12 protein-coding genes are annotated in these 13,384 nt (G+C 40.5%); 5 read left to right on the top strand and 7 right to left on the bottom strand.

Translation table 11 applies throughout. The annotated features are described in order from the left end of the window. Nucleotides 1–26: 26 nt before the first annotated feature. From OOZ15_RS18425 to OOZ15_RS18445, 5 genes are all read right to left on the bottom strand, one after another. A complete protein-coding gene (locus OOZ15_RS18425) occupies nt 27–689 on the bottom strand; it encodes a P-loop NTPase family protein (RefSeq protein ID WP_265957920.1) in 663 nt (220 codons plus the stop codon). 35 nt (nt 690–724) lie between these two features. Next, the gene (locus tag OOZ15_RS18430) at nt 725–1,264 is read right to left on the bottom strand and encodes a hypothetical protein (protein ID WP_265957921.1); all 540 of its coding nucleotides are present in this window, start codon (nt 1,262–1,264) and stop codon (nt 725–727) included. A 27-nt stretch (nt 1,265–1,291) separates the two neighbouring features. After that, complete coding sequence (locus OOZ15_RS18435; RefSeq protein WP_265957922.1) at nt 1,292–1,570, bottom strand: helix-turn-helix domain-containing protein; 279 nt, start codon at nt 1,568–1,570, stop codon at nt 1,292–1,294. 287 nt (nt 1,571–1,857) lie between these two features. Next, entirely contained in the window at nt 1,858–2,712 is an 855-nt protein-coding gene (locus OOZ15_RS18440) for an RteC domain-containing protein (RefSeq protein ID WP_265957923.1), read from the bottom strand. Nucleotides 2,713–2,808: 96 nt separating this feature from the next. Continuing rightward, nucleotides 2,809–5,232 (bottom strand): bifunctional aminotransferase class I/II-fold pyridoxal phosphate-dependent enzyme/GNAT family N-acetyltransferase, encoded by a 2,424-nt coding sequence (locus OOZ15_RS18445; RefSeq protein ID WP_265957924.1) that lies wholly within the window; start codon nt 5,230–5,232, stop codon nt 2,809–2,811. A 239-nt stretch (nt 5,233–5,471) separates the two neighbouring features. On the opposite strand from OOZ15_RS18445, the gene OOZ15_RS18450 reads away from it, so the two are divergent. From OOZ15_RS18450 to OOZ15_RS18470, 5 genes are all read left to right on the top strand, one after another. Further along, entirely contained in the window at nt 5,472–5,846 is a 375-nt protein-coding gene (locus OOZ15_RS18450) for a DUF7793 family protein (RefSeq protein WP_265957925.1), read from the top strand. A gap of 68 nt (nt 5,847–5,914) precedes the next feature. After that, nucleotides 5,915–6,889 (top strand): helix-turn-helix domain-containing protein, encoded by a 975-nt coding sequence (locus OOZ15_RS18455; protein ID WP_265957926.1) that lies wholly within the window; start codon nt 5,915–5,917, stop codon nt 6,887–6,889. Between the two features lie 99 nt (nt 6,890–6,988). Next, the gene (locus tag OOZ15_RS18460) at nt 6,989–7,462 is read left to right on the top strand and encodes a MauE/DoxX family redox-associated membrane protein (RefSeq protein WP_265957927.1); all 474 of its coding nucleotides are present in this window, start codon (nt 6,989–6,991) and stop codon (nt 7,460–7,462) included. A gap of 6 nt (nt 7,463–7,468) precedes the next feature. Then, on the top strand, nt 7,469–8,536 hold the full coding sequence (locus OOZ15_RS18465; protein WP_265957928.1) for a hypothetical protein: 1,068 nt from the start codon (nt 7,469–7,471) through the stop codon (nt 8,534–8,536). 97 nt (nt 8,537–8,633) lie between these two features. Continuing rightward, entirely contained in the window at nt 8,634–8,933 is a 300-nt protein-coding gene (locus tag OOZ15_RS18470) for a DUF6520 family protein (RefSeq protein WP_265957929.1), read from the top strand. A 71-nt stretch (nt 8,934–9,004) separates the two neighbouring features. On the opposite strand, the gene OOZ15_RS18475 is transcribed toward OOZ15_RS18470, so the two are convergent. After that, the gene (locus tag OOZ15_RS18475; protein WP_265957930.1) at nt 9,005–11,899 is read right to left on the bottom strand and encodes a M16 family metallopeptidase; all 2,895 of its coding nucleotides are present in this window, start codon (nt 11,897–11,899) and stop codon (nt 9,005–9,007) included. Between the two features lie 96 nt (nt 11,900–11,995). Beyond that, entirely contained in the window at nt 11,996–13,378 is a 1,383-nt protein-coding gene (locus OOZ15_RS18480; protein WP_265957931.1) for a RagB/SusD family nutrient uptake outer membrane protein, read from the bottom strand. Nucleotides 13,379–13,384: the final 6 nt, after the last annotated feature.

The following is a 13,384-nucleotide window of genomic DNA, read 5'->3' on the forward strand; positions in this document are numbered from 1 at the left end:
CGAATTAGCGTTATCAATTTTAACCGTTATGCTCTCTTATCCTTACTCCCTTTACCAAACGCCACCAAATTAAACAACTCCCTCATCCGGGAACGAACCCGGTTGCCATAGCGTTCCTCTAATTCTCGGGCATTGAGGTTGGTCGTGGCATGAGTCTTTACCCTGTGTTTGAGAAACAGGTCGTAACGCGAGAGCAGGATTTCGCCCATGACATTGCAGTCTGTGCCAAAGTGCCTTCCGGTGGGTTCCACGCCAAGGTCATCAAAACAATAAAACCGATGGTCCCCATATTGCTCGATAACCGTATATCCAATATTGTTAAACCCAAAAACAATGTTCCGGGCGGGGATGACCTCGTATGGTTTCCGGTGGGGCACCATGTGTTTCAGCAGCCGCATCAGGGAAGTTTTTCCACAGCCCACAGGGCCGGTCAGTAATATGCCTTTTTCGATATCTATCCCGAATTGATCACAAGTCGCTTTATCCCTGATAAAATACGAGCAAAGCTTATAGAGGATCTCCCGGTCTTCCTTGTGGATTTTGAATTTCTTACCGAACATCAATTTCCCCTTGGCATCCAAGTAAATGAGCATCTTGTCAAAATCATACCGGATGCAATTGCCTTTGAGTTTTCCCAGTTGGTATTGCACACCGCCTTCGGTGATCATATGTGGGTTTTGAGATTTCATTTCAGGTTATTTTGTTTTAAATGCCCATTATGGGCTCATAAAGGTTCGTTATAGTCTTTGTCCGAACTTGTTTTGAGGTTGTCCCGGTTTTGAACAAGTGGGTCAGGTTTGTTCCCGTTTTTCAAAAGTTGCGGATTTGAATTTTTAAAGTTTCCGCGTTTGTTTATGTTTTTATTGTTTTCCCTAGTTTGTATATGTTTTATTATAGGTATCAGTGCTTGTTCAGCACTTGTTTGATTTTTGGTACGGCTGTCGTTCACTGCTTGTTCAATACTTGTTTCAAAATTGAACATCCTGACCTTGCTCCCTTTAAAAGGGTTATGTGATGGGGTGTACAGTATGTACTTCCAATGGCTAAGCTCTTTAATGCATTTATGGTAAGTGGCCGTAGAGCCTATCTTGGCATAATGCATCACTTCTTCCCGGTTGATATAAAACTCTTCCTTGAAAAAGCTGAAGTTCCAAAACTGGAACAGGGCAATGTATAGGCTGATATGGGTCGGATTGAGACGGCTATCCTTGGAAAATTGTTCAAATACCCCGTTCAGGTGCTTGATGTAGTTGATGTCTTCCATAAATGAGATTCCTGCCTACGCAGGAATTTAAAACTTGTTGTGCACACGGTTGTTTTCCAAGACATCCATGATCTCGCTGTAATCGTAATACAGTATACCGCCTACCTTGGTATAGGGAATGGTACCATTGATACGCAGGTTCTGGAGTGTTCCCGGGGATATGCCCAAGAGTTCCATGACCTCGTTTGATTTGAGCCATTTTTTTGTGGTATGGCCGTTGTGGTTTTGAAGTAATTGCTTGAATTCGTCCAAGAGTTCCAGCTTGAACTCATAAAGGTCTTCGGTAGTAATAATCGTTGCTCCCATTTGTAAACGTTTTTAAAGAACAAAGCCACCAGATACGGTTACGCTTTTTTATGAAATGGCGGCTTTGCATCGATTTGACTTTCGTTTGACAAATTTGAAGGGTTTTACCGGGAATCATTCGTAAGGCGTTCGTAATTACGAATGAATTTTAACATATTAATTTTACTGGAATTTGGTGTGATCTATACTATTGGAACCACAAAACAAATATCAAAACGGTCCAAATTTTATAATACCTATCAAGAAAACTCAAACTCGTAACCTATTCGTAATTACGAATACTTTTCTTACAAGTCCAAAAACTCATCATCCCTGTCCATTTTCTCATTAAAGCGCTGAACCAGCTCTTCCAAAAACCGTGTCCTACTTCCTTTTCTGGCCTTAATTTCAAAATAAGTTTTATAAAGATTTTCCAGTTTCACTCCAAATACTACCTCAAAACAAGAAGCAATGGTTTTGATATCTTCCTTACCATCATTAATGGCACGCGTCACATAAAGAGCGTAGATCAGCTCTGTCAGCGCAGCTTTAGAGGAAGTCCATTGCAGGGGTTTTGTATATCTATGCTCCTGATGGCTACACTTGTTCTGCGGTTGAATTTCCTGAATCAGGTTCTTTACATAGGCGATATAGTGGTTCATCCCTTTTATCCGCGCCCAGAGCATGTCTTTGGAAGTAAAAAACTTAGGGTCCAGATAGCAAGCCTCGGGGAGTGCATACAGAGGAAAGACTTGATTCTCACGGGTAAAATATTGATTATCGAGATAGGTGAGCCCTTGTTCCATATAATGGACAAAATCCCAGTTCCGGTTAAAGAATTTATTGATCCGGCGGATTTTCTTTTTAAGGAAAGACAATTGATTGTTGATCCCCACTTTAGGCATTAACAGTTCACAGGAACGCACTTCGCTAAAATATACCAGGAAACCAAGCGGTTCAGCCTTAACCTTTTTAAAGAAATGTATTTCAGCTGTTATATCTTCAAACCCGTGTTTCTCTACAATACCTTTGAGGAGATATAAGGTATTGTTGCACAAATGGATCCCTTCATTGGTTCTTTTTAGGGATATTCTTTTATCGGCTTTTATTTTGGTCAGTTTTTCATTGAACCTATCAATTACATCTTTGTATTTTCTATCCATCCGACTGCGTTTTTAAATACCATGGGAGAATAGCAATAGAGGCGATTTAATTTAGGGAAGAATTTCTAAAGGTATTTTCCATATCATATATTATTGTTATTTATTTTCCATCATTCCCATAAGTTCCATGGAATAATTGTCCTTGGCCTGGATATAGGCTGTTTTTGAGGTAACCGTGGCCCCAATCTTTTTCTTTTCAAAGCCGGCCGTCATCCCAAAGTCAATATTTTGGAACCCGGTCTCACCGGCCCTTTTTACCGTTTGGTAAAGCAGTTGCCTGTATACCTGGTGCTCATGGGCATAGTTGTAATCCATCCCTACGAAAGCGGGAACATAGGTCTGCCTGCCATTCTTATAGCAGAACATCACCCCAACAGTGCGGTCCTTTTTGTCCCGGGTATATGCGCCTTTAAGGGTGAGTACAATGAACTCCCAACCCGGATGTTTGGACATACTGTCCATTAATTTTTCCGGAAAGGCAAAAGTGTTCAACCCCAGGTTATTCTTTCTGACATTTTCAAAAAGGGCATAAAATGTTTCTCTTTGTTCCGGGTTTATCTTATCCAGTATCTCAATGTTAAAACGTGCTTCAAAAGGGGCGATGTCCTTCCTGAAATGCCTTCTCGACCTTGAGGACAATGTCCTTAAATAAGCATCCACCGCCTTCCAATCAAGATTGTCGATCTTACAGGAATCCGGCATGGAGACCTTTATAAAGCCATGGTTGTGGAAAAATTCATTGAGTGTTTCGTCCTTTTCAAAATCCCTGAGCACCACCATGGAAGGGTTTAAGCTGCGGTCCAATTTATCCATTTCATCAAAGAGCAGGTGCAAGGCATCGTGCCACAGGGGATGGGACTTATCGAGGAACAAATGCTGCCCTTCCGTAAACAGCGACCCCACGGACAGGACATGGGAGGTCATATAATAGGGATCCTTTTGGCGTTGTTCTTCTATTTTTTTTGATACCGTTTCTGGGGCCAGCATATCTTCTTTCCAAAGGGCATAGGTAAAGAAGGTGGCCAGTACGGGCTTGTCCAGTGAATCCCTTATGATAAAGTAATGGAAACGCCAATTTTCTTCCCGTTTTCCGTTGTCCTTGAAAACGGTTTCCAGAAAATGCAGGCCATCCCAGTCGAAAACCCCGTGGCCGGCCATAAGTTTGTTCCACTGCTTTTTATCAATACGGGATATGCTTTCTTCATGCTGGACACTTAACCCATGCTGTAAAACCTCTTTTTCATTTCCATAGGAAGTCAGAGGTAGGCTAAAAGCCCTGCAAACTTTTTCATGGGAGGTGTGGGTGGCTTCCAAAGCTTTGGGATAGTGGTGTTCCATGGCCTGTACCAATGCCCTGATTTCTTCGGGCTGGTTATGCCTTGAAATGGTGATCCGCACCCCGGTGTTCTTTACCGGAACGGCCGGGAATATCCCCAGGTTGACAAAAAAGCCTTCCTTCATCAGGCGGTTGACAAAATTGTACCCGGTGATGGGCATCCCTGTCCCGATATAAAAGACCGGGGAATTGTTTTTGTCAATCAGTGGGAGCTGTGTTTTCTCCAACAGTGAATTAAAAAGGGCGACCCGTTCTAACAGTTCATCTTGTAGCATGTAGATTTCCTTGGAAAGGTGGATATCGGCTGAGGCTATGGCCGCAGCCACCGAGGCCGGTTCCAACTGGGCGGAGAAGGTCAGCGGGCCGCCAAAGGTCTTTATCCTGCTGTACATTTTCCTGTCGGAACATACCAGTACCGAACCACTGGCACCAAAGGTCTTGCTGAGCGTACCGAAGAGCAGCACATGTTCCGGCAATTCCCTGAGCTTGCTCATCACAAACCCGGTACCGTTTTTACCGACCCAACTCATCCCGTGCACATCATCAAAATAGAGATGAAGCTGTGGATATTTGTTACTGAGTTCCATGAGTTCCAAAACCGGTGCTTCGTCCCCGTACATGGAATACAGCCCATCGGCCATATACCATATCTTTTTATGTTTAGAGGAAAGTTTTTTGATCTTGTCCTCCAGCATGTCAAGGTTGTTGTGGCGTATCATCTCAATGGGCACACTACGGGTCTTTAGGGTTTTGGCCGCACTCTGTACGCTCCAATGTACCTGATGGTCCAATACAATGGCATCACGGTCGGCCACTGCACTGGGAATGACCCCGATATGCCCCAAGCTACTGTTTTTGGTAATAATGACTGGGCTGTTGTACATCTGCGTTACTTTTTCTTCCAGTTCCCGGTACAAAGGATGTGAGATATAGGTCTTGGAAAGGGGGAATTGTGTGCCGTAGTTGAAAATGGCCTCCGAAGCCGCATTTTTCAGCCGCATATCCTGTTCCAATCCCAGATAGCCCGTAGTCCCGAAATGGAACAAATTTTTCCCTTGTACACTTATTTTCCTTCCGGTAAACAGATCCCCGTCTGCGTACAGGTGTAGCACCCCCTGCCGGGTGGCATCGGTGAATACATCATTGACGGTATCTAAAAAGTTATTGTTTTTGATTTTAGCCATTTGGATATAATTTAAATGAGATTCCTATGTCACCTGTAAAAACAGGCATCAATTCCCTTGAAATCAAGCTAATTAAAATCAATCACTTGACCTCACCTCAATTCCCAAAGCGGTTCAAATAATCCGTTTCAGATAGCAAATAATCCGTTTCAGATACTTTTTTAACGATTTAGGGGGTTTTTCCCCTGTATATCAGGTTAAAAAATCAGTAATTTGAATCCCCTTTTTTGAAAAGTACCATGAAGAAATGTATAGAAAATAGCTGCGCGTACATATCCCTCGAAGGTGGCATACTATTCTTCAAATACAAGGATCAGGTAACCATTGGCCTGAAACAGGCCATAGAAGTTGTTGCCGCTAGAATGAAATTACAAAGGGGGATCGCATATCCTATTCTTTGTGATATCAACGGGATCATGGAAGTAGATCGGGATGCCCGAAAATATTTGGCTATTGAAGGGGCCCTCTTGAGTAAAGCTATTGCACTGATTACAGATAACCCCGTTTCAGAAAGAATTTCAAATATGTATGTGAAAAACTATATTCCAAATGTCCCTGTTAAAATATGCAAGGATCAGGAGGAAGGTTTAAAGTTTTTAAGCTTTTACAAGTGACCACATTTTAATAATACCTTTCCCCAAAGGTTTGGTCTTGGCTTAAATGAATTAAAGTGACAATAATTATGGATACTGAAACCCAAAGAAGGCTCGATCAGGTGTACGAACTGTTATATCATATATCCAACGGAAATTTCAATTACCGGATTTCCCGTAGCGATCACGATGATGAACTCGAAGCACTGATCACGACATTGAACATGATGACTGAAAATATACAGAATTCTTTTTTTCATCAGGGATATATAGCCATGCACGATTCATATATGATCAACAATCAAGTGCTTTTTTTTGTTAATGATAAAAGTCAGGTTGTATATATTAACCCTAAAGGGTATAAATTGTTACAGTACAAAAAGAATGATATTGTCAATCAGTCGATCCACAAAATTCTGACAACAGAATCTGCTCAAGAATGGGATAAAAACTTTAAAACTATATTCAAAAGAAAAGACCAGGAAACCAATCTTAAGCTTACCTTTAGAGCCAAGAATGAGTTACATATGCCAGCCAATTGTACGATTTTAACCTTTTCATATAATGCTGATCGCCCAAACCTTATTTTACTTACCTTCCCAAACATAGCAAGCAAGTGGTCCCTTGTCGAAAACCGGTTAAGAAAAAGAATTGACAAACAACGAAGACATGCCATCAGTAACCCAAAGAAAAGAACACATAAACAGCCACTAAGCCATGATGATATTAAAAAAATCAGACAGGTCGGGGAGTTTATCAACCATAATTTAAGTAAACCCATTCCTACTTTAGGGGCTTTGGCAATCCAATATGGGACCAATGAGTTTAAGCTTAAGCAGGGGTTTAAAGAACTCTATGGCATGACTGTTTTGCAATACATAAAAAACGAACGTCTTAGAAATGCTCATGTAATAGCCCAAAATACAAATATACCCGTTAAGCAAATTGCCCAGACCATGGGCTTTAAGAAAGCTAATCATTTCTCCAGGGAATTTAAAAAACGTTATGGTTATAGTGTAAGTGATTTAAGGATGACAACCCAAATGTCACCTTCAAAACGCTAAGATTATTAAATTAATCCGTTTTGGATACTAAATAATCCGTTTCAGATACTTCAAACCCATTAATTTTATACCATTCAAAACCAATTACATACAATTGAAATGAAATGGTATCAAAAACATACAGGCTTAATTACTGAGATTATTAGCATGCTGTTCATCTTATTATTTGTGTATGCAGCTGTGAATAAGTTATGGGATCTTGAAAATTTCCGAATACAGTTAGGACAATCCCCCATGCTCACTTCTATGGGTGATTGGGTAGCCTGGATAGTCCCTGCCATAGAGCTGGTAATTGCGGGTATGCTCATAGTACCACGCCTTCGCCATACAGCACTCTATGCTGCTTTTAGTCTGATGACCATGTTTACAGCCTACATTTATATTATTTTGACCTATAGTCCTTATGTTCCCTGCTCTTGTGGAGGTATTTTAGAAAAAATGGGCTGGAAAGAACACCTGATATTTAATAGCGTGTTTGTACTACTTGCGATGACCGGTATATTAATCCTGTCCCAGAAACGAACAAATCCAATATCTCAAACATCTGAACGATTAATACTAGATAATAAATAACACAACATGAAAAACACTATTGTCAAAATATCACTTTGCTTTGCTGTTAGCATATTACTTGTTGTCGGATTGTTTGGTTGGTCACAAAAAGACATCATTAAAGATCATGGTTTTGAAAGAAAACTTATTACGGATAGAATTTCCCTTGTAGATGCCATTTCATTGAATAAAAAAGCATATTACTTTGCCGGTCACGATGAAGATACAATCTACCTAGGAAACTATAAGACTCCTACAGAATTAATTAAAATAACACTTCCTACTTTACACACCACATACATTAACATTCGATTAGGGAAGGAAGGTTCTATCCAGCCCTATAAAAGTTATACTGTTGATGTGCAACCCCCATATTTTTATTTTATGGAAGGGACTATCCCTATTCTAAAAAGAGGGATGCTAAACAATTGGCAACCGAAACGCTTCATGTACGACAGTACGTATTTTATTTCTGCCGTGCCGACGGGTAAAAAGAGAATGGCCCTTAAATCCATAAGTAGAAAAACCAAGGAGTATGCTTTGGGACTGGAACAGGATATCTACCCTAATATTGAATTAAGGTATGATATCCTAGAAAAACAGATTGACGGAGTTTTCTGTACCGATGGTCAAATGTTATTTAGTGAAGAATTATCCAAACTTATCTATATCTATTATTACAGAAACCAGTTTATGGTAATGGATACCGAAGTTAAATTACTGTATCGAAGCAACACTATAGATACCATATCCCAGGTACAAGTTAAACCCGTAACAACGCAGAATGGTGCTGTAAGAAAATTAGCATCCCCACAATTTCTGGTAAATAGAAATGCTGCCACAAACAATCAATATTTATATATATATGCTACCGGAATGGCAAAGAATGACAGCTATGACGACTTTAAAAAAGCCTCCACCATCGACCTGTATGATTTACGTAAACAGGGAACCTATTCCTATAGCTTTCGGGTACCGGACTATAAGACCTTTAAGGTGTCTGATTTTTTGGTAACCAATAATTATTTAGTGGCCTATCAAGGAAATCATATAGTGGTTTACAGCTTACATCCGGACATTGTAACTGCTATTTAAAATATTAAAAAATCTTTTCGCGCGAGAAGAACAGGGAAGAAGCCCATGGCCCTGCACAAAGAGGGGCATAATTTAATTAAACTTAATTTTTATAATCATGAAAAAGTTTAAATTCATTTTACCTGCTTTGGTGTTTGTACTTACATTCGCCATCTCTTTTGCATCTGCTTCAGATTTGTTTGTTGTTAAATATGCATATCAAGATACTAATGCAAATGTATGTAGGGAATTAGCAAGCAATCCTTGTGACAACGAGAACGATTTTGCTTGTACAGTGATCTCTGCTGCCCATGGCGGGCCTTTTCAAGCCTATTCATCTAATGTGGCTCAGGGCTCACCGGCAGAATGTGCTACGGTATTAAGAAATTCTGATCCGAATCCTATACCAGTACCGTAATATTTAATTAGGGATGGGGACAGGATACTATCTATCCTGTCCCCATTTACATTTATGGATACTATGAAGCATTAAAAGTTGTTGCTTTCCACTTGGGAGCTTTTTTCACTGACAATGAACTGATAATAATTTTCCTCATTCAAGTATTTTTTGGCCAACTCCTTCACATCCGCGACCGTTATGTTCTGGATATAATCTTTTAATCTATACAAGGGTTCCCTTTCTTTATTATATTTATACCTATCTATAAGCTGCATAGCCATATGTTCTGCATTATCTTCATAAGCAGGCATGTAATAAAGGGAAATATTAGCCAGTACATTTTCAAGTACCTCAGGGACTGGTCCCTGTTCTTTCAGGGTATCGATCTCATCTTTTAACGCATTTATCATTTTTTTTGTCTTGGAATTTACACAGTTAAAGGTAATAGTAAGCTTGTACCGATTGTTTTGATCAAATAAGTCATATGTCGAAAACACCGTGTAAACCGTAGAGTTTTTCTCTTCATTTCGTAATCGGTTATGAAGCCGGTCATTAAATATTTTATTGAGCACAAAAAGACCGGCATCTTCTTTAGGGGAATAGTCCAACCTGCCGGAATAACAAACCCGTACATCCGCCTTTCTGGGATCATCCCCATCCAGATTAAAGGATAAAGGCCCTTGAGGGATACTATGTGGATATAGACTATCTTTTTCTTTTGTAATTAGCTTATTCTTTAGTGTATATTCCGGTATCCCTCCTAGGTATTTATTACATGATTCCATAGTCGTATTTAAATCAAAATTTCCAGTAATCACTACGACATATCCTTTGGGACCACTAAATAGTATTCTATACAAATCCATAACCTTTGCTTTCTCTATAGCTTCAATTGTTTCTTCGTAAACAAAGGGCTGTCCTTCAAAGAAATTCCTTGTAAAATCCCGTAGTTTGAGATCGTTATTCCGTTGCTCCATTAGCAACTTGACCTTTTGTGACTTTTTCCAATCGGCAAGGGCACTGTTATCTACATTTGGTTGGGTCAAATACAAGTATAAATATTCCAACAAGCCTTCTAGCCGTCCCGGTAGATACCAACCCCGAAATCCAATCTCCGTATGATTTGCATAAGGCAATAATTGAAGGCCTCCCTGTCCGGGTTGCCGGAAATAAGCTTCCAGTTGTTGCTCACTATAAGACCCCAATCCACTTGCGGAGACAATGTCAGGGGAGTACAAGGCAGCAGCATAATCTTCTCCTGTAAATTGAGATACCCCACCAGCCTTGATCAGTTGTACCTGTATCCTATCTTTAAACCCATTCTTAGGTTGAAAGGGCTTTAAGACCACCTTCATCCCGTTGGGGAAATCCATATCCGTGATACCGTATTCCGGCACTTCATTGACTTGATAATCTCTTGTATCGGATAACTGCGAAAATTCTTGCTGTGATAATAATTCCTTGATTGGTTTTATTTTAATCTGTTCCGGACTTTTAAGGGATGCTTCCCAGTCAGCTACTGGTACCTTCCAGGCTTCGGCCATCCATCCATATACCTCCTTTTTGTTTAAACCATGAGAACTGCTGTCCGCTGCCCTGACCACCACATCCACCTTGTTCCCCGGGTTGAACAGGGCGTACATTCGTCTGTTAAGATCTTGCTTGGTCAGTCCTCTTAACAAAGTTTTGATATATTGCGCCTTTTCCCTGGGTAAAAAACCATCTTCTCTCCAAAAGTTTTCATACAGTTCATCCATGATGGACTGTGCAGTAAGCCCCTCCCTGTTGACATATTTATCTTCTATTGCCTTGGCAGCATTGTGGAACTCTGCATCGGTATATCCATTATCCATTATTTTTCTAAATTCGATAATAAGCAACTGAACACCTTTTTTGACACTTGTAGGGCTTTTTAGTTTGGGAGTGACCAAAAAACTTGGAGGGAGATCTTGCGGATAAAAAACAATGGATTCAATATCCTGGTTATTCAAGGATTGGCTCCGCCTCTGGATACGTGATGTCACTAGACTCCCAACCATCTCGTCCAACAGCGATAGCTTTAATGCAGGCTCGGTGCAAATACCTTTTTTGGGAGATTTTCGGAAATACAGCTGTATCTCGGGAATTTCAATAAGCCCCCGGGTATCAATATTGATATACTGGTTTTCCTGTGAGAGGTAAAATTCGTTGTAGTCGATAGCTTCTGGCACTTTGACAGGTTGTTGTAAATCCCCAAATTGGGTTTCGATTTTTCCTATGACCTGTTCTGTGGGTATCGTGGTTGGACCGACCACGAATATCCCCATGTTTTCCGGGATGTACCAACGCTGGTAAAAAGCCTGCAGGTCTTCGGCTTTATACTCCTCCATATCATTGACTATATTACAAAAATCCCTTGTCCCTCTACCATATAAACGGTAACTTATATATGGTTTCCCAGCAGCACAATCCAATATTGTGCGCATCCTAAAAATCATTTCTCCCTGCACTTGACTCCGGATCCTGTCCATTATCCCCTCATCAAAACGCAGTCCTGAAGCAATTTCCCTGAACCAGGACAGCCCTGCTTCAAAAGCTTCAGGATGGGAGTTGGGATAATGGAACCAGTATTTAACAAAAGGTTTAGTAGTTTTTGCAGTAACATCGGCATAAGGAACCATATCGTACTTTAAGAAACGGTCAATGCCTTCAGGATAAACCGAATCCCGTACAAACGGGATATGCTCTATCATATGGGCAAAGTCCAGTTCATCCGCTGTTTCTTTATCACGTCCGGCCTTGACCATAAATCCCATAAGGATTTTTTCACTGTCAAGTGTCGAGTCCCTATAAATATGGTAGGTTAGCCCGTTTTCAAACTGCCCTACCTGAAGTGGGGAATTACCCCTGTTTATAGTTGTTTTGGGATTTTGGGCAGTTAAAGTTGCCACAGAACATCCTGTTATGTATACGCTAAGTATTATTTTAAGAATTGTATTTTTCATTGGATAAATTTTATCAATTATTTATCATGTAAGAGCTGCTCTGATCATACTCTTTTTATAAGGAACAGTTCACACAAGCATCATTTGGTGTTTTGGTCATTGATCGTACCCTATATTTTGATCCAGGTTGGGATTTATAAGCAACTCCTGTTCGGGTATTGGATACAGGTAATTCTTAATTGACCAATTTTTGTCAACTAACACATCGGTTGCTTCTCCAGTACGTACCAGATCAAACCAGCGATGTCCCCATTCGGTAAAAAGTTCTTTTCTACGCTCTTCACGAATGGACGCTATCAATCCTTCTTTGCTGGTCGATGGACTTGTAGCAGACAATAAGGGAACATCGGCCCTTTCACGGATAACGTCCAGATCTGTTATGGCTCCATCAAGGTTGTTTTGTTGTGCCCTTGCCTCTGCACGGATTAAATAGGCCTCTGCGAACCGCAGCACTGTAGAATATTCGGTTACACCGGTAAACTCACTTGCTGAGTTTATTTTATACTTATAGGGATAGTAATAACTGTTGGGTCCAGAACTATATACACCTATCCATTGTTCCCTTCGCTTATCCCCTTCTTCAAAGGTGCTAACCAATTCAGGGTTCAATGCGAACAGGGTAGGGAGCCCCGTTAAAATAAAGGTTTCCCCTTCCAAAGTATAGATCCTCCCAACGGGTTCTATCTGCCATACCGTTTCCCTGCTGTTTGCCTTAAAGACCTCGTCAAGGTTAGGGATTATCTCATACATAGTCTGCTCAGAGATAACCTCAGTAGCAAGATTACCTGCCTTTTCCCAGTCACCGAGGTATAGATACACCCTGGACAACAACAATCTGGCAGCAGCCCTGTTAGGTCGCGTTCTTTCTCCACCATAACCAGTGGCCAATAATGTTATGGCATCTTCTAAATCTGAAATGATCTGCTCGTAGACCACTTCAGTGGATGATCGTTTCGCCGTAGTATTCTTATGGTAATCTGTTGTTGTAACCAATGGGACATTACCAAAAAGGTTCACCAGATAAAAATGGGCAAAGGCACGTACAAACTTGGCCTCCCCTATACATTGATTTTTCAGTTCTTCGGGAATGCCGTCTGCGTAAGGTTCCCCTAAACCTTCCATCATATCATTGGCCATATAGATCGTAGAATACATTGTAGACCACAAACGACCGACTATTTCATTATGTGTTGTAACATTTCCCTGAAAAAACTCGGGATGCTCTGAAATGGTACTGTAATTGATCAATTCATCTGATGCAAGGCCACTGACCATTGTTACCGATCCATCACTTCCGCTTGAAAAATAGCTTGCATCTGATAGTTCATAAAACATGACCTGCATTAATCCTTTTACAGATTCTTCCTGGGAAAAAACATCTTCACGAATCACCTGATTGGAAGGCAAATCTACTTCCACAAAATCTTCACAACCCCAGAAAATGCACAACAGGGGCAATATTATATATGTATATTTCATAATTAA

It is taken from the genome of Galbibacter kalidii, assembly GCF_026241135.1.
Taxonomy (GTDB): domain Bacteria; phylum Bacteroidota; class Bacteroidia; order Flavobacteriales; family Flavobacteriaceae; genus Galbibacter.